This is a genomic window from Amycolatopsis camponoti (assembly GCF_902497555.1).
Classification (GTDB): Bacteria; Actinomycetota; Actinomycetes; order Mycobacteriales; family Pseudonocardiaceae; genus Amycolatopsis; species Amycolatopsis camponoti.
Genome location: NZ_CABVGP010000004.1, coordinates 16,805 through 37,692 on the forward strand (window position 1 = coordinate 16,805; position 20,888 = coordinate 37,692).

24 protein-coding genes are annotated in these 20,888 nt (G+C 70.6%); 9 read left to right on the forward strand and 15 right to left on the reverse strand.

Features of this window, described 5'->3' with window-relative positions:
* Positions 1-2: 2 nt before the first annotated feature.
* Positions 3-1,238, forward strand: coding sequence for an FAD-dependent monooxygenase (locus AA23TX_RS46985; protein WP_230863115.1), 1,236 nt, complete (start codon positions 3-5; stop codon positions 1,236-1,238).
* 31 nt (positions 1,239-1,269) lie between these two features.
* Here the strand turns inward: AA23TX_RS46985 and AA23TX_RS46990 are convergent, their stop codons facing one another.
* The 4 genes from AA23TX_RS46990 to AA23TX_RS49880 all read right to left on the reverse strand — a co-directional run bounded on the left by AA23TX_RS46990 (position 1,270) and on the right by AA23TX_RS49880 (position 4,582).
* The gene (locus tag AA23TX_RS46990) at positions 1,270-2,103 is read right to left on the reverse strand and encodes a hypothetical protein (RefSeq protein ID WP_155549535.1); all 834 of its coding nucleotides are present in this window, start codon (positions 2,101-2,103) and stop codon (positions 1,270-1,272) included.
* Between the two features lie 152 nt (positions 2,104-2,255).
* Positions 2,256-2,723 carry a hypothetical protein gene (locus AA23TX_RS46995; RefSeq protein ID WP_155549536.1) on the reverse strand — a complete coding sequence of 156 codons (468 nt, stop codon included), beginning with the start codon at positions 2,721-2,723 and terminating at the stop codon, positions 2,256-2,258.
* Positions 2,723-3,289, reverse strand: coding sequence for an RNA polymerase sigma factor (locus tag AA23TX_RS47000; protein ID WP_155549537.1), 567 nt, complete (start codon positions 3,287-3,289; stop codon positions 2,723-2,725). Before AA23TX_RS47000 ends, AA23TX_RS46995 begins: the two co-directional genes overlap by 1 nt.
* A 9-nt stretch (positions 3,290-3,298) precedes the next feature.
* Positions 3,299-4,582, reverse strand: a complete 1,284-nt coding sequence (locus AA23TX_RS49880) for a S8 family peptidase (protein WP_196425938.1) — start codon at positions 4,580-4,582, stop codon at positions 3,299-3,301.
* Between AA23TX_RS49880 and AA23TX_RS49885 the strand changes: the two genes are divergently transcribed.
* The 3 genes from AA23TX_RS49885 (at position 4,581) to AA23TX_RS47020 (ending at position 9,842) form a co-directional block, all read left to right on the forward strand.
* On the forward strand, positions 4,581-7,202 hold the full coding sequence (locus tag AA23TX_RS49885) for a CHAT domain-containing protein (protein WP_196425939.1): 2,622 nt from the start codon (positions 4,581-4,583) through the stop codon (positions 7,200-7,202). The two genes, AA23TX_RS49880 and AA23TX_RS49885, sit on opposite strands and share 2 nt — an antisense overlap.
* Before the next feature lie 88 nt (positions 7,203-7,290).
* The gene (locus tag AA23TX_RS47015; protein ID WP_155549540.1) at positions 7,291-8,784 is read left to right on the forward strand and encodes a LodA/GoxA family CTQ-dependent oxidase; all 1,494 of its coding nucleotides are present in this window, start codon (positions 7,291-7,293) and stop codon (positions 8,782-8,784) included.
* Positions 8,781-9,842, forward strand: a complete 1,062-nt coding sequence (locus tag AA23TX_RS47020) for an NAD(P)/FAD-dependent oxidoreductase (protein WP_155549541.1) — start codon at positions 8,781-8,783, stop codon at positions 9,840-9,842. The genes AA23TX_RS47015 and AA23TX_RS47020 overlap by 4 nt, the downstream gene beginning before the upstream one ends.
* Here AA23TX_RS47020 and AA23TX_RS47025 read toward each other — a convergent pair.
* The 9 genes from AA23TX_RS47025 to AA23TX_RS47055 all read right to left on the reverse strand — a co-directional run bounded on the left by AA23TX_RS47025 (position 9,839) and on the right by AA23TX_RS47055 (position 14,853).
* Positions 9,839-10,894 carry an ATP-binding protein gene (locus tag AA23TX_RS47025; RefSeq protein ID WP_155549542.1) on the reverse strand — a complete coding sequence of 352 codons (1,056 nt, stop codon included), beginning with the start codon at positions 10,892-10,894 and terminating at the stop codon, positions 9,839-9,841. The two genes, AA23TX_RS47020 and AA23TX_RS47025, sit on opposite strands and share 4 nt — an antisense overlap.
* Before the next feature lie 96 nt (positions 10,895-10,990).
* A complete protein-coding gene (locus AA23TX_RS47030) occupies positions 10,991-11,287 on the reverse strand; it encodes a hypothetical protein (RefSeq protein ID WP_155549543.1) in 297 nt (98 codons plus the stop codon).
* 13 nt (positions 11,288-11,300) lie between these two features.
* Positions 11,301-11,660, reverse strand: coding sequence for a hypothetical protein (locus AA23TX_RS47035; protein WP_155549544.1), 360 nt, complete (start codon positions 11,658-11,660; stop codon positions 11,301-11,303).
* Positions 11,661-11,820: 160 nt separating this feature from the next.
* The gene (locus AA23TX_RS47040; RefSeq protein ID WP_155549545.1) at positions 11,821-12,639 is read right to left on the reverse strand and encodes a hypothetical protein; all 819 of its coding nucleotides are present in this window, start codon (positions 12,637-12,639) and stop codon (positions 11,821-11,823) included.
* A complete protein-coding gene (locus tag AA23TX_RS47045) occupies positions 12,636-12,914 on the reverse strand; it encodes a hypothetical protein (RefSeq protein WP_155549546.1) in 279 nt (92 codons plus the stop codon). Before AA23TX_RS47045 ends, AA23TX_RS47040 begins: the two co-directional genes overlap by 4 nt.
* Positions 12,915-12,980: 66 nt before the next feature.
* Positions 12,981-13,139 carry a DUF6307 family protein gene (locus AA23TX_RS49890; RefSeq protein ID WP_196425940.1) on the reverse strand — a complete coding sequence of 53 codons (159 nt, stop codon included), beginning with the start codon at positions 13,137-13,139 and terminating at the stop codon, positions 12,981-12,983.
* Complete coding sequence (locus tag AA23TX_RS50890) at positions 13,136-13,279, reverse strand: RGCVC family protein (protein ID WP_196425971.1); 144 nt, start codon at positions 13,277-13,279, stop codon at positions 13,136-13,138. Before AA23TX_RS50890 ends, AA23TX_RS49890 begins: the two co-directional genes overlap by 4 nt.
* A gap of 14 nt (positions 13,280-13,293) precedes the next feature.
* On the reverse strand, positions 13,294-13,479 hold the full coding sequence (locus AA23TX_RS47050; RefSeq protein ID WP_155549547.1) for a hypothetical protein: 186 nt from the start codon (positions 13,477-13,479) through the stop codon (positions 13,294-13,296).
* 417 nt (positions 13,480-13,896) lie between these two features.
* Positions 13,897-14,853, reverse strand: coding sequence for an SDR family NAD(P)-dependent oxidoreductase (locus AA23TX_RS47055; protein ID WP_155549548.1), 957 nt, complete (start codon positions 14,851-14,853; stop codon positions 13,897-13,899).
* Between the two features lie 93 nt (positions 14,854-14,946).
* On the opposite strand from AA23TX_RS47055, the gene AA23TX_RS47060 reads away from it, so the two are divergent.
* Entirely contained in the window at positions 14,947-15,801 is an 855-nt protein-coding gene (locus tag AA23TX_RS47060; protein ID WP_230863116.1) for a helix-turn-helix transcriptional regulator, read from the forward strand.
* 24 nt (positions 15,802-15,825) lie between these two features.
* On the opposite strand, the gene AA23TX_RS47065 is transcribed toward AA23TX_RS47060, so the two are convergent.
* Positions 15,826-16,404, reverse strand: a complete 579-nt coding sequence (locus tag AA23TX_RS47065) for a TetR/AcrR family transcriptional regulator (RefSeq protein ID WP_155549550.1) — start codon at positions 16,402-16,404, stop codon at positions 15,826-15,828.
* Positions 16,405-16,494: 90 nt separating this feature from the next.
* Between AA23TX_RS47065 and AA23TX_RS47070 the strand changes: the two genes are divergently transcribed.
* Together AA23TX_RS47070 and AA23TX_RS47075 are read left to right on the forward strand one after the other, a co-directional pair.
* A complete protein-coding gene (locus AA23TX_RS47070; protein ID WP_155549551.1) occupies positions 16,495-17,490 on the forward strand; it encodes a ketopantoate reductase family protein in 996 nt (331 codons plus the stop codon).
* Positions 17,487-18,692: a cytochrome P450 gene (locus AA23TX_RS47075; RefSeq protein ID WP_155549552.1), complete on the forward strand. Its 1,206-nt coding sequence runs from the start codon at positions 17,487-17,489 to the stop codon at positions 18,690-18,692. Before AA23TX_RS47070 ends, AA23TX_RS47075 begins: the two co-directional genes overlap by 4 nt.
* Positions 18,693-18,751: 59 nt before the next feature.
* On the opposite strand, the gene AA23TX_RS47080 is transcribed toward AA23TX_RS47075, so the two are convergent.
* Positions 18,752-19,222 (reverse strand): MarR family winged helix-turn-helix transcriptional regulator, encoded by a 471-nt coding sequence (locus AA23TX_RS47080; RefSeq protein WP_155549553.1) that lies wholly within the window; start codon positions 19,220-19,222, stop codon positions 18,752-18,754.
* 78 nt (positions 19,223-19,300) lie between these two features.
* On the opposite strand from AA23TX_RS47080, the gene AA23TX_RS47085 reads away from it, so the two are divergent.
* On the forward strand, positions 19,301-19,852 hold the full coding sequence (locus tag AA23TX_RS47085; RefSeq protein WP_155549554.1) for an NADPH-dependent FMN reductase: 552 nt from the start codon (positions 19,301-19,303) through the stop codon (positions 19,850-19,852).
* Complete coding sequence (locus AA23TX_RS47090; RefSeq protein WP_155549555.1) at positions 19,849-20,832, forward strand: amidohydrolase family protein; 984 nt, start codon at positions 19,849-19,851, stop codon at positions 20,830-20,832. The genes AA23TX_RS47085 and AA23TX_RS47090 overlap by 4 nt, the downstream gene beginning before the upstream one ends.
* The last annotated feature ends 56 nt before the right edge of the window (positions 20,833-20,888 follow it).

Genomic DNA, 20,888 nt, shown 5'->3' on the forward strand with positions numbered 1-20,888 from the left:
TGATGAGCGTCGACACGCGGGTGCGTGGTCCCCGGGTGCTGGTGGCGGGGGCGAGCATCGCGGGGCCCGCGCTGGCCCACTGGCTGCGCCGGCGGGGAGCCGAGGTGACCGTGGTGGAGCGGGCCCCCGAGCTGCGTCCCGGCGGTCAGGCGGTGGACGCGCGCGGGGTGGCCAAGGACGTCATCGGGCGCATGGGGCTGGCCGAGGCGGTGCGCGCGGCCTGCACCGACACCGCCGGCGCGCACACCGTGGACGCGGACGGGCGGGTGCTGGAGACCTTCCGCGCCGACGACGACGGCGGCGACGGGTTCATCGCGGACATCGAGATCCTGCGCGGGGACCTGTCCCGGGTGCTCTACGACGACACCCGCGACGGCGTCGAGTACGTCTTCGGCGACCGGATCGCCGAACTGACCCAGGACGCGGACGGGGTCGACGTGGCCTTCGCGGGCGGCGACCGGCGGCGCTTCGACCTGGTGATCGGGGCCGACGGGCTGCACTCGCAGCTGCGGGCGATGGTCTTCGGGCCGCATGAGCGGTTCCTCCGCCACCTCGGGCAGGTGCTGGCCTTCTACAGCGTGCCCAACGAGTTCGGGCTGGACCGCTGGCTGCTCGAGTACCAGGACCAGGAGTCCGGGCGCTCGGCCCTCCTGCGCCCCATCCAGGACGCCACCCGGGCGATGGCGATGTTCTACTTCGCCTCGGCCGACTTCGACGTCGACCCCCGTGACGTCGCGGCCCAGAAGGCTCTGCTGCGGGCGCGGACGGCGGGCCTGGGCTGGCTGACCCCGGAGATCCTCGCGCACCTGGACGACACCCCGGACTTCTACCTCGACCAGGTCGCGCAGGTGGTGATGGACCGCTGGTCGAGCGGACGGGTGGGGCTGCTCGGCGACGCGGCGTTCAGCTCGTCGCCGATGTCCGGGCAGGGCACCGGGCTGGCCCTGGTCGGCGCCTACGTGCTGGCCGGCGAGCTGGCCGCCGCCGGGTGGGATCCCGACGCCGGGTTCGCCCGCTACGAGGCACGGATGCGCTCGTTCGTCGAGGCCAACCAGGAGATCGGCCGGTTGAACGCTCGCAGCCGCGAAATCCCCGGCCCGGACGCCGAGCCGGGCCCCGATTTCACCGGCGAATGGTTCACCGAGCTGATCGGGCGCGCGATCAACGGCGTCGAGCTGCCCGAATACGAGGGGGTGCCTGACTCGGGGGCGCCGATCACTTCACCGGCCAAGCCGTAGGTGTGTCGCGGTACGACCGCTGCCTGCCCGCTCAGGTGGCGGTCGTCCGGTGGGCGGCCGCGTAGTGCGCGGTGCCGATCGCCCCGGCGACCGCCAGGACGAATCCCGCGACGGCCGCGGTGGTGAAGCCGGCGCGGACGCGGTCGTCCAGCACCACCACCCCGATGAGCGAGGACACCGCCGTGTTGGTGGTGAACATGATGGCGGTGACCGCGGTCGCCCGGCCGCGTTGCAGGGCCATCGCGAACACCACCGCGGCGGCGAGCCCGTTGGCGATCATCGCCCAGATCGCCGGCTCCAGGGCCAGGCGCCAAACCGGCCCGGAGGCGTCGAGCGTCCGCGCCGAGACCCCGACGGCGCTGAACCCCAGCCCGGCGCAGAACCCGAGCACGATCGGCGACCAGCGGCCGGTACTGCGCTGGGCGGTGAACGCGATCGCCGCGATCACGACCGCGACGCCCACCAGCAGCAGCTTCCAGCCGTAGGACAGCGGCTGCGCCGGACCCGGATCGGCGGACAGCCCGAGCAGGACGAGCCCGGTGGCGCCGACGCCCAGCGCGGCCCACCCGGCCCCGGCCAGCCGGACGCCGAGGATCGCGGAGATGGTCGCGGTCACCCCGACGCTGAACGCGAGCACCGACTGGACCAGGAACAGCGGCAGCCGGTGCAGCGCGGCGGCGGCGAAGACGAACCCGAGCAGGTCCACCCCGACCCCGAGGAAGTACAACGGCTGCCGACGCAGCGCGACCAGATCCTGCGGCGAGCCACCGAAGGCACCGGCCCGCCGCACCCCGGCGGACTCCAGGATGGAGCCACCACCCGAGGCGATGGCGGCGAGTACGGCGAGGACGTATCCGAGGATCACGGTCTGAGTCTGTCAGCCCGCTCCCGGGCCCGGGCAGCTGACCACCAGCCGCGGGTACCGGCCGGGCCGCGCTTGACTCACGTCCGGTGCCGCTGCGCGGCCGTGAGACCGGCTCCACCGGATGCGCCGGCGACGACGACCTCACCCGGCGGCTACAGCTTCGCCCAGTCCGTGACGACCGTGCGCCCCGACTTGGTGCGCAGGCGGAGCCGGAACCTCTTGGCGGGCTTGGGTCTGATCACGAACCAGCCGACGGCGTCGACCGGCACCGTGGCGGGCGTCCTGCCGGGCGGACGGGCCTCGATGTCGAGCTCGGCCGGCTGCGGAGGCACGACCTGCCCGTTCAACGCGTCCGGGCCGACCTCGAGCTCGATCGTGAACTCGCGGCTGGAAAAGGTCAGTGCGCGAAGCGGCGTGGCTTCGGCGCGGACGCCCGCCGCTTCGGCGGCGGTGGCCGAGTCGTAGGAGAGGGTGGCGATCTCGGCGTCGATGTCGCGCCACAGGAACGCCGACTTTCCGGCGTCGACGAACCGCCGTGGCACTTCTTCGGCGGTCCGCAACGCCTCGCCCAGTTCGGCGAGCAGTTCCTCGTCGCTGCTCCAGAAGTCCGCCACAGTCATCACCCATTCCCGGGATCGACGAACGGCGCCATCGCCTGGCTGTGCCGGAGCGCGGCGATGCACCGCATGCGGGTGGGGCCGATCCCGCCGACCGGCAGTTCGAGCTTCTCCGAGATTTCGGCGTAGGGCGGCGGTGGATCGGTGAACAGCAGCGCGAGGAGCCGACGGCACCGTTCCGGCAGCTCGGCGAACGCCCGGCGCAGCGCGGCGAACCGCTCCTGCCTGAGCAGCTCGGCGTCCGCTTCCGCGGCGGACTCGTCGACGAACCGGTCGTCGTCGATCGGGGTGTGCGAGTGCCGCTCTCGCAGAACCCGCAGGCATTCTCGCCGGGTCACGGTCGCCAGCCAGCCGGGCAGCGCGGCAGGCTCGCGGAGGTTTCGCAAACCCTCGACGAGCCGGAGCCAGACGGCGGCCCCGGCGTCGTCGATGTCGGCGGGAGAGAGCCGGTAGCGACGGCAGATCGACCACACCAGCGGCGCGTACCGCTCGACGAGCTGGTTCCAAGCCTGCCGGTCGCCGTCCCGCGCCTGCTTCACCAACGCGATCACCAACGGATCATCCCGCATGACCACTGCTCAGAAAGGTGAGTCGTAGGTGACGGTCAGGGGCTCCTCGCGATCCTCGAGCAGTTCTTTCAGCTTCGCCGCCGCGGTCGCCTTGGGATCGGTCTGCAGGCGCTGCGCGATCTTGCCGGTCACGCCGGCGGCGGCGAAGGAGGTGCCGCTCCACGTAGCGAAACCCCGGCGGTTCACCACTTCGGAATCGGACAGCCGGACCGGCTGGTCGAGGTAGTAGGTGTCCACCTCCAGCCCTACGGTGTTCACGTCGACCCACGGCTCTTTCATGCTGAACTTCGCGCCCGTGGCGCCGACCGCAATGACGCCGGTCATCGCGGCGGGCCAGATCTGCCGCGGTGGTCGTGCGATGTGGCCCAGGTTGCCGGCGGCGGCGACGATCAGGAGATCCGGGTCGGCCGCCCTCAGCACGTCAATGGCACGACGCATGGCGAGCGGCGGTTCGCCGTCTTCGGTCGGTGTGCCGAACGACAAGTTGAGCACCCTGATGCCGGAACCGGCGAATGCCGCCATCTTCCGCGCGGTTTCCCAGGACGTGCCTTCACCGGTCCGGTCGCTCAGCCCGGCCTTGACGGTGATCCGGGCGTCGGGTGCGCATTGCCAGATCCGCCCGGCCACCGCGGTGGCGTGTCCGCTCCAGAGCGAATAGACGCCCTTGCGATCGGGCGTGGCGTACTGATCGCTGTCGATGCGGTCCTCGGGGAAATCCGGGTGCCGGTACAGGGGAGTGTCCACGACACCCACGAGAACCCGGTCTTCGGGTTCCACCGGGTGCGCGCTGGTCGGCCTCTTGATCGGTACTCCGATGCCCGGGTCGCCGACGCCCTTGTGCTGCGGATATCCGATCAGCGTGTCGCGGTTCTTGCCGAGCAGGGGAACGACTCCGTTTTCGGCCGCGAGCTGGTTGCGGACTTCGTAGAGCAGCACGTCGAGCTCCGTGAATTCGCGACGCCTGCGCCGCTCGAGCGCCGAAATCTCGCTCCAATACCGCTTCCGGGTCGTCACCGCGAATTCCGTGAGCCCGCCAAGATCCTTGATCAGAGCGAGATCCAATACGGTGTCGATCTCGGGTTGGGTGGTTCCCGCCCAAACTTTGAGCTGCTTGAGTTTGTTTTTGACGACGTCGAGATGGCGGGAATCGACGATCAGCTCGTTCGGTGCGGTCATGATCTGCCTTCCGGTTGGGTTCGGCTGTCGCCAGGCGGAGGCCGTCTTCATTCGTTTGATTCCAACATCGGAAAAAAGGTTCCGGGTACCGCCAAGGCGGTTCATGCTTTCAGGCATGAAACCGACACCGGTGCTGGCGCAGGCGCACGAGGCGTTGCGGCGCGCTGACGTCGACGCCGGCCGCGCCGCGCCGGAGGCGCAGCGAGCTGTGCGCCGGGCACTGGCCGAGAAGGACGATGTCGCGGCCTCGGTCGCCGAACGGGCGTGGGGACGCGCGCTGCTGCAAACCGGCGACGTCGACAACGCCATTCGCCATCTTCGCCATTCTGTGGAACTCGCCGAGACCACCGGCTCATCGGAACTCGCCGGGGAAACGCGCATCCCGCTTGCGGCGGCCTTGCTCCAGCGCGGCAAGCCCGACGATGCGCTGCGGAACATCGACGACGCCGTGCGGATACTCGACGGCGCCGGCAAGGCGAGGGCGCGAGCCCAGCGGGCCGACTTGCTCCACCAGATCGGCCGGCTCGACCTCGCCCAGGCCGAGTACGACTCGGCGGTTCCGCTCCTGCGTCGTGCGGCCGACCTGCTCAACCTGCAACGCACGCTGGTCAACCGAGGCATCCTGCACACCGAGCGGCACGTCTTCGCGGCCGCCGAGGCCGACCTGACCGAGGCCGGCGAGCTGGCCCGGCGGCTCGGCCGGCGGCTGGCCGTCGGGATCATCGCCGAGAACCTAGGCTTCCTCGAAACGATGCGTGGCGACGTGCCCGCGGCGCTGGCGCACCTCAGCCGGGCCGAAGACGCGATCGGCGCACTCGGAGGCCAGCTCGGCCCGGTCTTTTCCGACCAGGCCGAACTGCTGCTGTCCGTGGGGGCGCGGAGCGAGGCGGCCGAAGCGGCGCAGCGGGCGGTCGCCGCGTTCAAGCGTGAACGGCGCCGGCTGCTCGTTCCCGGCGCACGGCTGTTGCTCGCCCAAGCCGCGGCTCTCGGCGGCGATTGGACGAACGCTCTCGGACACGCGCAGCGAGCACATCGGGAGTTCGTCGCCCAGCAACGCGAAGAGTGGGCCGCGCTCGCGCAACTGGTCGTGCTGAAGGCCCAGCTCGCGTCGTCGCGGCGTACGCGGATCTCGAGCGAGCAGGTCGAGAGCATGGTCGCCACGCTGACTTCGGCCAGCTGGCCCGCCGCGGCGCTCGAGGCGCACCTGGCCGCCGCGCGGTTGGCGCTCGCCCGAGGGGAGCGGGAGCGGGGCCGGGCACACCTGCGGCAGGCCGGTGCGGCGTCCAGGCATGGTCCGGCCGCCTTACGGGCCCGCGGCTGGTTCGCGAGGGCGACGCTGGCATGGGACACCGGAAATCTGCAGGCCAGCAGCCGTGCCGTGCGGGCCGGACTGCGGATTCTCGACGAACACGCCGCCGCACTCGGCGCGACCGATCTGCGCGCGCGTTCGGCGGCGCACCGCAGCGAGCTCAGCGAGCTCGGGCTGAAGCTCGCGCTGCGGTCCGGCAAGCCCGCGCAGGTCTTCGAGTGGGCCGAACGGGGCAGGGCCAGCAGGCTCGCGCACCGCCCGGTGCGCCCACCCGACGACCCCGAGCTCGCGGTCCTGCTCGCCGAACTGCGCGCCACCGTGGCCGAAATCGACCGAGCCGGGCACAGTGCGCCGAAGCTGCGGAGCCGGCAGTCCGCGCTGGAACGCCGGATCCGGGACCGGACGCGGCTCTACCCCGGCGACGGCGCCCACCGCCCGGTGACGCCGGTCAAGCTGGCCGAACTCGAGCTCGGCGATCGCGCGCTGGTCGAATTCGTCCAGCTGAACGGGGCTCTGCACGCGCTGAGCCTGGTCGACGGGCGGTTGCGGCTCCGCGCGCTGGGAGCGGCCGAGAGCGTCGCCGGACTGGTCGAGCGCTTGGCGTTCGCGCTGCGCCGCCTCGCTCAGCGCACCGGCGTCACACGGTCCCGCGAAGCGGCGCTGATGCTGCTGGAGCAGGCCGCCGAGGCACTGGACCGGTTCTTGTTCTCCGGGATACCGGAGATCGGCGAGCGCCCCCTCGTGCTGGTCCCGACGGGCTCGCTGCACAGCGTGCCGTGGTCGGTGTTGCCGTCCTGCGCGGGCCGCCCGGTCACGGTTTCGCCCTCGGCCACACTGTGGCATTCCGCCGCCGCGCGACGCGACGGTGCGCTCGGCCGGGTCGCGGTCGCCGCGGGGCCGGGTCTCGCGGGTGCGCGCGACGAAGCCCGGGCGGTGGCCGCCTTGCACGGCGTCACACCGCTTGTGGACGACGCGGCCACCGTCGAGGCGGTGCTGGATGCGGTGGCCACCGCCGACGTGGTGCACCTGGCCGCGCACGGCCGGCTCGCGGTCGACCAGCCACTGTTTTCCGACTTGCGGCTGCACGACGGTCCGCTCGTCGTCCACGACCTGGAACGTCTCGAGCGGGTGCCGCGGACCGTCGTACTGGCGTCCTGCGACAGCGGGCGGTCCGTGGTGTGCACGGGTGACGAGCTCCTCGGCCTCAGCGCGGCGTTCATGGCGTCGGGAACGGTGCAGCTCATCGCATCCGTCGTGCCGGTGCCCGATGCGGAGACGTTGCCGTTGATGGTCGAATTCCACCGTGCGCTGGCGGCCGGGAATTCACCGGCGGCCGCACTGGCCGACGCCCAGAAATCATTGCGTGGCAGCGGTCTGGAGGCGCTCGTCGCCGCCGCGGGGTTCGGCTGCTTCGGCGCCGGGCATTGAAACAACTGTAACGTTCATGTCCGCGTCACGACTCATGTTCGCGAAGCCGCACGGTGCGGCCCGATGATTTTCTTTCGAGGTGTACGCGATGGACATTGCCGAGATTCGGATCCATCCCGCGATCGGCGTCGCTCGGGTCGGCAACAGTGCGAAAGAATTCTTCGTCGGTCCCGAACGGAAGTGGGATCGGAGCGCGCCGGAGGACGGAAAATACAAGACCGACGGCCGGATCAAGCGCCAGGTCGCCCGATTCCGGTTGTTCGCCTACGACCAGCACGAGGTGCCGACCGAGGTGGTGGCCGGGCCCGGCGTCGAGATCGAATGGACCGTGCACCTCGTCAACGCGAAGGCTGCGGCGCGGAAGTTCGATCCCGCCTCGACGCGCAACAGCGGCTATTCGGATGCCGAGCTCGATGACCTGGTGATCGACCCCGGACCGCGGTCCGTCGGCGGTACCGGCGAGGAGGAGTTCTTCGACGACGGGGAATTCACGCTCCGGGGACATCGGCCGGAAAAGGTCCGGCTCGGCGAGATTCGCACGGACGAGTCCGGCAGGCTGCTGGTCTTCGGCGGGCTCGGTGCCGCCAGATCTCCATCCGGAATGCCTCTCGCGCCCACCGGCGACAGCGATGGCTGGTACGACGACATCTCCGACGGCCCGGTCACCGCCAAGGTCAAGATCGCGGGCCAGGAACACACGGCGGCGGGCGCTTGGGTGATCGTCGCACCACCGAAGTTCGCCCCGCCGGTCATCCACGCGGTCCGGCTCTGGGACAAGATGCTCGAAGCGCTGGCTCCGCCGCCGGCATCCGCTCCGCATTCGTACGTCGAAGACATCTATCCCATCGTCCAGGCGGCCATGGACGCGGGCGGGGTCAACGCGCAGGCGCACGCCACCGAAAGGGACGGCAAGACCCGGCCGCACCACGTCTTCCAGCACCCGGTCGTCGGACCGGCCCAGGCGGTCATCGCCAGGCTCGTCGCCCAGCGCGGCGGGGCGGGGCACATGCCCAAGCTGCGATCGGACGCCGAAAAGGCCGACCTCGACCTTCCGCTGACGCCGACCCAGAAGGGCATGATCGCCAAATGGGCGCGCGGGGACGCCGGGATCGAACCCGAGTGGAACGCCGATTGGTTCGACGGGCCACGGGTGTCCGACCGCGTCACCCCCGACGGGATGGACAAAGCGGCGTTGGAGAACTGCGTCGGCGGCCCGCTGTGTCCCGGGTTCGAGGCCGGAGAACTCCTGCTGCGGCCCGAGCGCTACGAGCCGATCCGCCTCGCCGGCGGGCAGCCGTCCTTCCGGCTCAGCCACGGCGCGGTCGAGCCCGGTGAGGTCACCGCGAGCATGGCACTGCCGTGGCAGGCGGATGTCGAAGCCTGCGACAGCTTCTGGTGGCCTGGAGCCCGGCCCAACCAGGTCCGGGTGACGGGCTCCCCGGCCACGGCCCCGCGTGAACCCTGGAACCGCGCGTTCAACCGGCCCATGTTCGTCGCGGGTGGCTGGGCCAAGATGGGATTCGTCACCCGGCAGCAGGAGGAAGGCCTGGTCGAAACGGAAAGCGATCCGGAAAACCGATGAGGTCCCTGGACGTCGCGGTGATCGGCGGCGGGCCGGCCGGCGCGGCGATCGCTCTCCGGCTCGCGCGCCGGGGCGTCGATGTCGCGTTGTACGAACCTTCGGCTTACGACCAGGTGCGGATGGGCGAAACCTTGCCACCTTCGATCAACCCGTTGCTGCGGGAGCTGCGGATCTGGCTCGATTTCGTGGCGCTCGGCGCGCTGGTGTCTCACGGAACCGCTGCTGCCTGGGGCGGCGACGAGGTGACGGCCCGGTCGTTTCTCTTCTGCCCCTACGGCAACGGCTGGCACGTCGAACGGGCCCGCTTCGACCGGATGATCTCGAAAGCCGCGGAAAAGAGTGGTGCGACGCTGCTCCCGGCCAGGGTGCGCCGGGTGCGCCGGGCGGTGGGCGGGTTCGACATCGACGCGGAGATCCCGGCCCGGGCGGCCGCGATCGTGGACGCCACCGGCCGGGCGGCCCGGATCTCACGCGGGCTCGGCGCCAGGCACATCCGGTCGGACAAGCTGGTCTGCGCGGCGCGGATGTTCCCGCAGCGGGCCGATGAGCTGCTTCGAGACACCTTCGTCGAGGCGGTGGAGCACGGCTGGTGGTACACGGCTCCGCTGCCGGACGGCCAGCGGATCGTCGCCTGCTTCACCGACGCGCCGATAGCGGCGCGGATGGAACTGGGTACCCCGGAAGGGTGGGCGGCCGCGGCGGCGGCCGCGGAGCACATCGGGCCGGTCACTGCCGGTCGCGCGACAGGTCCCGTCCGGGTCGTCAGCGCGGCGGCTCATCGGCTGCACCCCTGCGCCGGACCGGGCTGGCTGGCGGCCGGCGACGCGGCGCTGGCCATGGACCCGCTTTCTTCCGGTGGCGTCACATCGGCACTGCGGATGGCGAAAGCGGCGGACGACGCTCTGCTCACCGGTCGCCGATCGCCTTATGCACAGCTGGTCGAAGGCCTGGCCGTGGACTACGCCCGGCAATACTCGGAGAGCTACGGCTGGGAAACCAGGTTCCCGTCGGCCGATTTCTGGCTGGCCCGCCGCATGCCGTCCGCGAGGTGTGGCTAGACCCGGCTCGCCTTCGGTGTCACCACGCTGGTGTTCGTCGGCTCCCGGCTGGTCAGCCTGGCGTCGATTTCCGCCTTCGTCGCCACGAGGTCGGGGGCACCGGTCGCCGGCTGGACATCGTCGGCGCCGGTCGACCGGATTCGCCGGATCTGACAGGTCAGCAACTCCATCGACAGCTCCTGCATTCCCCGTCGTGCGGCCGAGACGGCCGCGCGGAGAACTGCTTCCTTGATGTCCCGGCCGGTCACGCCGTCGATAGCGGCGAGCGCATCCACATCGACGTCGGCGGCCAGCGGAAGCTCCGCCGGGAGGTGCTTGCTCCAGATCTCCTTGCGGGCTTGCCGACCGGGCAGGTGGAAGTCGACGTGGGTCAGCCGGGAGGAGATCGCCGTGTCGTAGCTGCCCTGGAGGTTCGTGGCGAAGATGACCAGACCGTCGAAGGCGTCGAGGGCCATCAGCAGCTCGGTCCGCATGGAGTTGATCGCACTTTCGGCGGCCTGGTCCGGTTGCGAAAACCGCCGGGACAACAGGGACTCGGCCTCGTCGACGAACAGAACGGCGTTTTGCGCGGCGGCGGACTCGAACAAGTTCACCACGTTCTTCGGGCCGTCTCCGTGGTACTTGCTCTCCAGGTCGGACAATCTGCTCATGATGATGCCGCGGTTCAGCCGATGGGCGACCGCGTGGGCCGCCATCGTCTTCCCGGTGCCGGGCGGCCCGCGGAAGTTGATCGCCACCGACGGGTGGGGCTCGATCGACCGGAGATTCCACCTGTCGAAGACCGTCGGGGCGACCTGGACGAAGGCAAGGCAGTCGAGCAGCATCTCCGTCGTTTCCCCGGGCAGCACCAACTGGTCGAACCGCCACTGGGGTTCGGCCGGCGTCAAGCTCCCCTGGCGGTTGGGCGCCGGGTGGACGCCGGCGGCCTGGACCGGCTCCGGTGCTCTCGGCGCCGGTTGGGGGGATCCGTAGCCGGCCGTGATCGCGAAGGGGCCCGTCCGGTTCCGGCGGACCATGGTCGAAATCAGCTCGAGCAGTCTCACTCGGAACATCGCCAGGTCGGTGGGGTCGACATTCGGAATGGTGCCCTCGAGGAAGAAGTCAGATGTCTTCGATTCCACCGTGGCTCTCCTTCTCGGGGACGATGATCAGAACGTGATCTTGATGGCATCTCGGTTTCCGAATCGGTTTTGCAAGAGTGGTTCCAGGGTGCTCGCCTCCCAGGACCGCGTGGCGACCTTGGTGCCGAGAGGCGAAAAGACGCCGGCGACGACCTGGTATCTACCCGATGCCAGCCGGTTCTTGATGATCTCGGCCGATCCGCTGGTCGTCGGCTGGGCCATGATGAAGCTGTCGACCGTCCGCCAGGACAGGACGTCGACAACGATTGCCGCAGTTCCGGCGCCGGCGAGCAAAGCGAGCAGGATGAGCGTTATCGGTTCCATGAATACCGGCTTCCTAGGTGAACACGATCATTCCGTCGCCTTCGGCCGTCTTCCTGATCAACTCTCGATCGGAGGTGCGCGATGAAGAGATCGCCCGCGCGTCCAGTACCGTGCCGCTGCGCTGGTCGTAGAACGCCTGCACGAGCTGAGTGCTGGAGCGGTTGCGGGAGAAGACGCCGGGCACCTCCACGTAGTCCTTGTCGTTCAGCCGCTTCGCCAGAACGACGCCGATCACGTCCCGGTTGGTCTGGGGGATCCGCCGGCGTGCGGTGAACCAGTCGATGATCTTGCCGATGGTCAGGACTACGAGAGCCACGACGATCGGCCCGACGAATGCCGCGATCGCCAAGGTGAGTGAGATGGGTTCCACCATCGACTATCCCTTTCTCCGAAACCATTGCTTGAGGTCGGCCATGCTGACCCCCTTGGCGATCCGCCTTCGCCTGGCCGCCAGCAGAAATCCCAGGAGGGCCAGTGCCGCACCGGCTCCGACGGTCACGGACAGCACTATCGTGTTTGTTGACATTCCGGTCCTATCTGAAGATGACCAGGTCGGCATCCGATAATCGCTGACCGAGTTCGCGATCGAGGGACTTCGCCACCATTCTTCGGCCATACGGATGACCTCCTTCGTCCAGGCAGATGTGGTCGGCTTCGTCGAGGAACACCTGGAAGAGCAGGTCGCCGTTCGGGTGCGGCATCCTGAGCAGCGCGCCCGCGGTGATCTTGGGGTCGCCCGGGTGGCCCTCGACGAAGTACCGGATGACGTCCTCGAAGTCGACGATCTTCTCGACCCGGAGACGCGGATTGATCTTGATGCTGTCGAACATCTGCTTCAGCCACTGCAACGTCGTCTGCAGTGACGGATCGCCGATGCCGCCAAATCCGTGATCGCCGCTGCTCTCACCGGCGTCTTCGGCCTTGTTCCGGGTTCTCATCGAGTCTGCCCCTTCGGTCCCTGTGACGGGTAAGGGGCGCGATTCTCGCTGCTGATACGTCCTCGTTCGACGAGGTTCGCGCTGGTTCGCCTTCCCCGACTTAAGGACAGCCACCGTCACGACACCGGGCACAACATCGATGTCCGCGGCGCGGGGCGTGAAGTCGTGCGCCGGATGGGGCTCGAGCAGACGATGCTCGCCTCCCACACCGATGAAGAAGGGCACCGAGATCCTCGACCGCCGTGGCCGGTCGATCGCCGATTTCCCCGATCGGCGACCGGCGTCGACGGCGCGACAGCGGAGCTGGAGATCCTGCGCGGCGAGCTGTCCCGGATCCTCTACGAGAACAACCGAGACTGGACCGAATATTGCTTCGGTCACCGGATCACCGGGCTCGACGACACCGGTGATCACGTCGAGGTGACGTTCGAAAACTCGGCGAGGCGGATGTCCGCCTCCGGCATGATCGCCGACGGGCTCACCTCCCGCACCCGCCGGCTGATCATGCCGGAGGCGGACATCGCCTGCAGGACCGCGTCGAGGTGGTCGGCAACGACCTGGCAGTCACGCGGGGCGAGCGCGCGGCCGACCGCCTCGATGCCCTCGATGGCGGGAAGCAGGAGCTCGGGTGGTCGAGGTGGACCGGATGCCCGAGGCGATCGGTCGGCTCCGCGGTACCCGTGGTCCAACTGCTCGAGCAGAGCGAGGGCGCTCGTGTCCCGAGGTGCTCACCCGGTGAGCGCTGTTCGCGACGGTTACCGCACGCGTTCCGGCGTGTTGTCGATGGTGTGCAGCAGGCGCACCGCGAGTTCCTGGCAGCGGTCGTCGGAGAGCTTCGTGTTCTCCTTCAACACATCCTGCACCAGCTTGACGCGCAAGTCGTACCGGGAGACGAAGGCCGTGTCCGTGGTCATGTTCTGTCCTTCACTGGTTCGTCGTGCCCGCCGACGCAGACGCATCCGCGGTGGAACCCACCCGCCACGGTGGCCGTGCAGAAACGGCGTGCGATCACATCGTGGGAGTCCGCGGCGTGCGGGCACGCGGCGCACGCCATCCCGAGAGCCGCCGTCACCGGCGGCCGGACGGGTCGGGTGCCCCTGGGTCCGCCGCGCCGCGCCGGCGCGGAACGAGTCCGGCGGGCGGGGTGAAGACCGGCTGGCGGAACAGCTTGCCGTACCGGTCGTCCTGGGGCGCGGTGAGTGCGCCGGGGCGGGGTTCCTCGGCGACGGGGTGGCTGGACAGCGAACTGTCCATTGTGGAAGCAGTGATGGGGGTTCCTCTCGTGGACGCCACCGGAAGTGGCGTACGTCAGGCGGACAGTGGTAAGCGGCCGGCGGTGCTGCCCAAGGCGAGCGAGGGCGCACTGTCGTCGGCGGGTCCCGAGGCAGGCAGCGATGGCTTCAGCCGCAGGCGCGGTCGCGCGTCCGGTGGTGTGGAGTGGGTGGAGCTCGAGCCCGACGGCATGTCGGTGCTCCCGTCCCCGGCTGCGGACATCGACCGGATTGGGGCCGAGGACGGCGCAGGTTTGACCACTCGCGCACGAAATGCTCTCGGACACCACTGACGATACACCACGCCGATTCCGGCCCGGCCGGCACTCAGCAGATCGGCGACCCTGCTACCGCACCTGCGGGCCGTCCATTCCGGACACCCCGTGCCGGGCTCGTCCCGTCAGACCTCGGCGTCCGGCGTACGCGATGCGTCCGCGTGGTGCGCCAGTTCGGCGGTCGCCTCCCACAGGCGGCGCTCGCGGCCGCGGTCGTGGGCGACCGGCTGGACCTCGGTCAGCTTGGTCTTCACCACGAACGCGCCGTCACGCAGGTGCGCCCACTCGTCATCGACCGCCATCGCGGCCAGCAGGGGCCCCGAGCGCTGCGGTGTCGAGACGCCGGGAATCCGGCCGAGGGCGCGGCTCATCGCCTGGAACGCCGCGGGGGCGCCGCGGCCCAGCGCGGTGCCGGGCATCCAGCCTGGCTCGAACACCGACACGCTGATCCCCGGGCCGGCCTGACGCTGCAGTTCGTGGGCGTAATAGAGAACTGCGAGCTTGGCGTTGGAGTAGGCGACGCCGGAGGCCGCCATGCCCGGGTTCTCTTCGCCACCGGCCGGGCGGGCGAGCTCGACGGGGTCGGCCCACTCGGCCTCGGCCACGTGCAGCAGCTTGCGCCAGAAGTTGGCGTGGTAGGTGTTCGAGCCGACCAGCACGACCCGCGCCGGGGCGGTGAACGAGCCGATCAGGTCGCCGATGAGCTGCGCGTGGGCGAGGTGGTTGACGGCGAAGGTGAGCTCGTAGCCGTCGGCCGAGGCCCGCCGGGTGTCGGCCGACATGGTGCCCGCGTTGGCGACCAGCGCGCGTAGCGGACGGACAGCGCCGTCGGCGAGCAGGCCGCGGGCGGTCGCCGCGGCGGCCCGGACGTCGGCCAGGCTCGCCAGGTCGCAGCCGATTTCGATGGCGTGCGCCCCGAGGGCACGGGCCTCGTCGGTGACCGCGGTCAGGTCGCGCCCGGCGCGGCCGACGAGCAGCAGGTCGGGTCGCTGCCCGTCCGGGCGGCCGGCCATGGCCAGCACGGCGTGACGGCCCAGGTTGCGCGTGGGGCCGGTGATGAGGACGGTTCCGGGTTCGGTCATGGCTCCAGGCTGCGAGCACGGCCGGGGCGCAGCCAGTCGTCCGGTTTTCGTAGGACTGCCAGGGCCAGGACAACCGGTGCCCGCTCGTCCAGAATGGACTGCGTGGAAGCGTGGGAGTTCGGCCGGACGGTGCGCCGCTGGCGCGACCGGGTGGTCCCCGAGGCCGTCGGTGTCCCGGCGGGCCGGCGGCGGCGGGCCAGCGGGTTGCGCCGGGAAGAACTGGCCGCGCTCGCCGGCATCTCGGCCGACTACCTGACCCGCCTCGAGCAGGGACGCGCGACCGCGCCGTCGACGCAGGTCGTGGAGTCGCTGGCCCGCGCGCTGCGCCTGGCCGACACCGAACGTGACCTGCTCTACCGGCTGGCCGGGCACGCCGCGCCGGGCCCGGACGTCGTGCCGTCGCGGGTCACCCCGAGCGTGCAGCGGCTGCTCGACCGGCTGTCGCACACGCCGGTGGTGGTCTACGACGCCACCTGGACGCTCGTGCTGGCCAACGCGCCGTACGACGCGCTCATGGGCGACACGACCACCTGGCGCGGGCTGGAACGCAACGCCGTGTGGCGCAACGTCGCCCGGCTGCCCTCGCGGGTCGTGCACAGCCCGCGGGAACAGGCCGAACACGAAGCCCGGCTCGTCGCCGACCTGCGCCTGACCGCGTCGCGCTACCCCGCCGACCGCGCGCTGCGGCGCCTGCTCGCGGACCTGGCCGCCGGCAGCCCGCGGTTCGCCGAACTGTGGGATGCCGAAGCCCCGCCGTCGGTGGCCGACCCGTCCCGGCGCAAGATCATCGACCACCCGGCGGTCGGCCCGATCACCCTCGACTGCGACACGCTGCTCGTCGCCTTGGACGACCTGCGCATCAGCGTGTACACCGCCGAGCCCGGCACCGAGGACGCCGACCGCCTGGCTCTCGCCGCCGTCCTCGGCACCCAGTCGCTCCAGCACTGAGAACGAGCCGGCGAACCGCGCGAGCTATCCGTCCGAGCGCGGTCGGCGCAGCCCGTCCAGCACGAGGGTGATGACGTCGTCGGCCTCGGCCCGCCACTCGGGGCGGTCGTGGGCCGCGCCGATGCCGTGCAGCGCCATCATGACGGCGCCGGCGTCCACGTCGTCGCGGATGGCGCCGTCCCGCACGCCGGCGGCCACCAGGTCGGTGACCGCCTGTTCCAGCGCCCGGCTGCCTTCGGCGAGGGCACCCGAGCGATCGGCCCAGAGCGTGGCCAGCGTCCGGGCGAGGCCCTCGTGGGCGGCTATGTGGTCGACCATGCCGCGGAGGAAGGTCGCCAGCGCCTCCGCCGCGGGCAGCGTGGCCTGTAGCCGGCGGGCGCGGTCGCACAGCGTGGCGACTTCTCCGTGGTAGACGGCCTCGGCCAGTGCCTCCCGGGTGGGGAAGTGGCGGTACAGCGTGCCGGTGCCCACCCCGGCCAGGCGGGCGAAGTCATCGAAGCGCAGGTCGAAGAAGCCTCCGGCGTCGAAGACCTCCCGGGCCGTGGCGAGCAGGGCTGCACGCTTGCGCTGGGCGTCGGCCCGCAGCGGCTTGTCGGCGGTCATGCGCTCCCTCGCGTTGACAAATGGAGATGACCTCCATATTTTGGAAAGTGGAGATGATCTCCAAATCAATCGTACCCCACGAGGTGCCATGTGAAGATCCTGATGTTCGGCCGAGGCGTGATCGCCACCATCTACGGCTGGACCCTGCAACGGGCCGGGCACGACGTCGAGTTCTACGTCCGGCCGGGCCGCGCCGCGACGTACGGGGACGCGGTGGACCTCGACCTGTTCGACATGCGGCGCCGGGTGTGGGGGCGACGCGTCGCCGAGAAGTGGCCGGTGCGCTACCGCGAGGCGCTGGAGCCGGACCACGACTTCGACCTGATCGTGCTCAGCGTGCCGCACCACCGCCTCCCGGAGGCGACGGCCTTCCTGTCCCCGCGGGTCGGCCGGGCCACGGTGCTGGTCTTCGGCAACCTCTGGACCGAGCCGCTCGCCGCGGTCGGCGCGCTCCCACCCGACCGCATCGCCTGGGGCTTTCCCCAGGCCGGCGGCGGTTTCGACGCGGACGGCGTGCTCCACGGGGGACTGTTGCCGTCGGTCGTCTTCGGCACCCTCGGGCGGCCCCCGACCGATCGGGAACAGGCCGTGCGCCAGGCGTTTCGCGAAGCCGGGCTCCGGATCAAGGAGCGGCCCGACTTCCGCGGCTGGCTGTGGGTCCATTTCGTCTCGGATGCCGGCATGTTCTCGCAGGGCCTGCGGCGGGGTTCCCTGTCCGAACTGGTCGGGGCACGGGGCGACCTGCGCGAGGCGCTGCTGGCCGGCCGTGAGTTGCTGCCGCTCCTCCAGGCGCGCGGCGTCGACCTGCGACGGCACCGGGGCGGTCTGCTGCCGTTCCGGGCGCCCACCTGGCTGACGGCCCCCGCGCTCGCCTGGCTGACCACTCATGTCCCGCCCGCGCGCGTGAGCCTCGCGGCGCACGACGACCCCGACGCCGAGGAGCCGCGTGCGGTCTGCCGGGACGTCCTGGCCGAAGCGCGGCGGCTGGGCATCTCGGCACCACGACTGGAAGCGGCGGAACCGCTCTTCGCCCGTGCCGGCCGGCCTCTGTCGCCCGTCCGTGACGTCGTGGAAGGAAAGTCATGACCACCACCGGGAAGCACGAGTTCCCCCTGGCCCGTACGTGCCCGTTCGTGCCGCCGCCGGCGTACGAAGAGATCCGCGAACGAGAGCCGGTCTCACGGGTTCGCCTGCCCGACGGCGGGTGGGCCTGGGTGATCAGCCGTCACGAAGACGTGCGAACCGTGTTGAACGACCGGCGGTTCAGCGCCGACCGGCAGCATCCGGATTTCCCGGCGCTGGTCAAGGGCGAGGCCGCGACCCGGCGGCCGGACGAGGAGCGCATGCTGATCGCGATGGACGCGCCCGAGCACGGGCCGGCGCGCAAGGCCGTCCTCGGCGAGTTCACGGTGCGCCGGTTGGCGGCGCTGCGGCCGCGGATCCAGGAGATCGTCGACGAGCGGATCGACGCGCTGCTGGCCGGGCCGCGGCCCGGTGACCTGGTGGAGTCGCTGTCGCTGCCGGTTCCGTCACTGGTGATCTGCGAGATGCTGGGTGTGCCTTACGCCGACCACGAGTTCTTCCAGGAACAGACGGTGAAGGTGTTCAAGCAGTCGACGTCGCCCGAGGAGGCGTGGGCGGCCATGGCGGTCCTCCAGGGCTACCTGGCCGACCTCGTCGCGGAGAAGGAACGGAACCCGCCGGACGACCTGCTCGGGCGGCAGATCGTCAAGCTGCGCGCGGACGGCACCTACCGGCGGAAAGCGTTGGCCGGCATGGGTCTCCTGCTGCTCGTGGCCGGCCACGAGACGACGGCGAACATGATCTCGCTGTCGACCCTGGCATTTCTGCGCGCCCCGGACCAGCTCGCGATGATCAAGGCCGACCCGGGCAAGACGCTCGACGCGGTCGAGGAGATGCTGCGGTACTTCACGATCATCGACGTGGCGACCGCCCGGCTGTGCGTCGGGGACATCGAGGTCGGCGGCCGGCTGATCCGTGCCGGCGAAGGAGTGCTGGCGCTCGGGTATTCGGCCAACCGGGACCCCCGGGCGTTCGAGAACCCGGACGAGCTCGACATCGAGCGCGGCGCGCGCCACCACGTCGCGTTCGGCTTCGGGCCGCACCAGTGCCTGGGCCAGAACCTGGCCCGGATGGAACTGCGGATCGTCTTCGACACGCTGTTCCGCCGCGTCCCCACTCTCGAACTGGCGATGGACGTCGACGAGCTGCCGTTCAAGGACGACGCGCACATCTACGGCCTCTACCGGCTCCCGGTGACCTGGTAGCGGACGAACTGCCGGCCACCACGCCGGAGACTCGCCGGCGGACCGGCGAGTCTCCGGCGCTATTCGGCTTGGTCGTCGACGCGGGCGAGCACCTTGTCCGCGATCCGGCGCAGCGTACGCAGCTCCGCCGGGGTCAGGGCGTCGGCGAACAGCTCCCGTACCCGTTCGACGTGCCCGGGCGCGACCGACTCCAGGTGCGCGAAGCCCGCGTCCGTCAGGATCGCTCGCGTGTACCGGCCGTTGCCCGGATCCGGTTCCCGGCAGGCGAAGCCGCGCTTCTCCAGGCGGCCGATCAGGTGGGACAGCCGAGACAGCTCCGTGTTCGCCAAGGCCGCCAGGTCGCTCATCCGCGCCCGGCGGTCCGGCTGCTCCGACAGGTGCGCGAGCACGTAGTACTCGAGGAAGCTCAGCCGCGCGTCGCGCTGCAGCTGCGCCTCCAGGGACGCCGGCAGCCGCTGGGTGAGCCGCATGAAGGCGCGCCACGCCGACAGCTCGTCGCTCGTGAGCCAGCGCTGCCCGGGTTCCGTCATCGCCGCAGTCTAGCTGACTTGAAAATTCATGTCATCGTGCTAGCGTCTCACTTGAACATTCAAGTGAGAGGACTTCCTGTGAAGATCGCGATCATCCTCGGCAGCACCCGTCCCGGCCGGAAGGGCGAAGCCGTGGCGAGGTGGGTGCTGGCCAAGGCCAAGGAACGGCCGGACGTCGACTACGAGCTCATCGACCTGCTCGACCACCCGCTGCCGCACCTGGACGAAGCCGTGTCCGCCAGCCGGGGCGTCTACGCCAACGACCACACCAAGGCCTGGTCCGCCACGATCGCGGCGTTCGACGGGTTCGTCTTCGTCACCCCCGAGTACAACCACTCCACCTCGGGCGTCCTGAAGAACGCCATCGACTACCTCTACGCCGAGTGGAACAACAAGGCCGCCGCCTTCGTCTCCTACGGCGCGCTCGGCGGCGCCCGCGCCATCGAGCACCTGCGGGCGATCTCCAGTGAGCTGCAGCTGGCCCACGTGCGCCAGCAGCTGTCGTTCTCGCTCTTCACCGACTTCGAGAACTTCGCCGAGTTCAGCCCGTCCCCGATGCACGACGCCGCCGCGTCGGTGCTGTTCGACCAGCTCGAATCCTGGGCCGGCGCGCTCAAGACCATCCGGTGAGGCTCTACGGGCTCGAGGAGCACTTCGCCACGGCCGACGTGGTCGCGGCGTGGCGGCGGCACGACCCGGCGCTCGCCGCGCCGATGATGAGCCGGGCCGTCGGCAGTGCCGCGTTGCTCGACCTCGGCGAAGGCCGCGTCGCCGCGATGGACGACGCCGGGATCGACACCGCCGTGCTGTCGCTCACGACGCCCGGCTTGCAGGACCTCGACCCCGCCGAAGCCCTCGCGCTGCAACGTCCCACCAACGACGTCCTCGCCGACGCCGTCGGCCGGTTTCCCGGGCGGTTCCGGGGGTTCGCGGCCCTGGCGACGTCCACGCCCTCGGCGGCGGCCGACGAGCTGCGGCGGGCCGTGGTGGACCTCGGGTTCGACGGGGCGCTGGTGAACGCGAACTCCCGCGGCCAGGCCCTCGACGAGTTCCGCTTCTGGGACATCTTCGAGGCCGCCGAGGACCTGCGTGCCCCGGTGTACCTGCACCCGAGCGTGCCGGTCCCGGCGGTCACCGAGGCCTGCTACCGGCGGTTCGGCGGCCCGGTGGACGAGCTGCTGGCCACCGGGACGTTCGGCTGGCACTACGACGCCGGGCTGACCGCGCTCCGGCTGATCGTCGCCGGGGTCTTCGACCGGTTCCCGGGGCTGCGGCTGATCCTGGGGCACTGGGGCGAGGTCGTGCTGTTCTACCTCGACCGCGTGGCGGCCCTCGACGCGGTGACCGGGCTGGAGCGCCCGATCGCGGAGTACTTCCGCACGAACGTCTTCATCACCCCGGGCGGCATCGCCAGCCACCGGTACCTGCGGTGGAGCCTCGAGACGGTGGGCGCGGACCGGATCATGTACGCCTCGGACCACCCGTTCAACCGCGAGCACGGCGGTTCCGCCCGGAGATTCGTGGCGACCGCACCGATCAGCGACGCCGACCGGGCGCGGATCGCCCACGAGAACTGGGAAAACCTGATCGCGGGCATCCGGCGCCGGTAAGTCCACAGTGTACTTCCCCGATCGGCTCCGGACCGGGCCCTTCGCGACCGCGCGAT

Coding starts and splice junctions, on each gene's coding strand:
- AA23TX_RS46985 (WP_230863115.1), top strand. CDS start 3: ATGAGCGTCGACACGCGGGTGCGTGGTCCCCGGGTGCTGGTGGCGGGG.
- AA23TX_RS46995 (WP_155549536.1), bottom strand. CDS start 2,723: ATGACTGTGGCGGACTTCTGGAGCAGCGACGAGGAACTGCTCGCCGAA.
- AA23TX_RS47000 (WP_155549537.1), bottom strand. CDS start 3,289: ATGCGGGATGATCCGTTGGTGATCGCGTTGGTGAAGCAGGCGCGGGAC.
- AA23TX_RS49885 (WP_196425939.1), top strand. CDS start 4,581: ATGAAACCGACACCGGTGCTGGCGCAGGCGCACGAGGCGTTGCGGCGC.
- AA23TX_RS49880 (WP_196425938.1), bottom strand. CDS start 4,582: ATGCCTGAAAGCATGAACCGCCTTGGCGGTACCCGGAACCTTTTTTCC.
- AA23TX_RS47015 (WP_155549540.1), top strand. CDS start 7,291: ATGGACATTGCCGAGATTCGGATCCATCCCGCGATCGGCGTCGCTCGG.
- AA23TX_RS47020 (WP_155549541.1), top strand. CDS start 8,781: ATGAGGTCCCTGGACGTCGCGGTGATCGGCGGCGGGCCGGCCGGCGCG.
- AA23TX_RS47025 (WP_155549542.1), bottom strand. CDS start 10,894: ATGTTCCGAGTGAGACTGCTCGAGCTGATTTCGACCATGGTCCGCCGG.
- AA23TX_RS47030 (WP_155549543.1), bottom strand. CDS start 11,287: ATGGAACCGATAACGCTCATCCTGCTCGCTTTGCTCGCCGGCGCCGGA.
- AA23TX_RS47035 (WP_155549544.1), bottom strand. CDS start 11,660: ATGGTGGAACCCATCTCACTCACCTTGGCGATCGCGGCATTCGTCGGG.
- AA23TX_RS49890 (WP_196425940.1), bottom strand. CDS start 13,139: ATGACCACGGACACGGCCTTCGTCTCCCGGTACGACTTGCGCGTCAAG.
- AA23TX_RS50890 (WP_196425971.1), bottom strand. CDS start 13,279: ATGGCGTGCGCCGCGTGCCCGCACGCCGCGGACTCCCACGATGTGATC.
- AA23TX_RS47050 (WP_155549547.1), bottom strand. CDS start 13,479: ATGGACAGTTCGCTGTCCAGCCACCCCGTCGCCGAGGAACCCCGCCCC.
- AA23TX_RS47055 (WP_155549548.1), bottom strand. CDS start 14,853: ATGACCGAACCCGGAACCGTCCTCATCACCGGCCCCACGCGCAACCTG.
- AA23TX_RS47060 (WP_230863116.1), top strand. CDS start 14,947: ATGGACTGCGTGGAAGCGTGGGAGTTCGGCCGGACGGTGCGCCGCTGG.
- AA23TX_RS47065 (WP_155549550.1), bottom strand. CDS start 16,404: ATGACCGCCGACAAGCCGCTGCGGGCCGACGCCCAGCGCAAGCGTGCA.
- AA23TX_RS47075 (WP_155549552.1), top strand. CDS start 17,487: ATGACCACCACCGGGAAGCACGAGTTCCCCCTGGCCCGTACGTGCCCG.
- AA23TX_RS47080 (WP_155549553.1), bottom strand. CDS start 19,222: ATGACGGAACCCGGGCAGCGCTGGCTCACGAGCGACGAGCTGTCGGCG.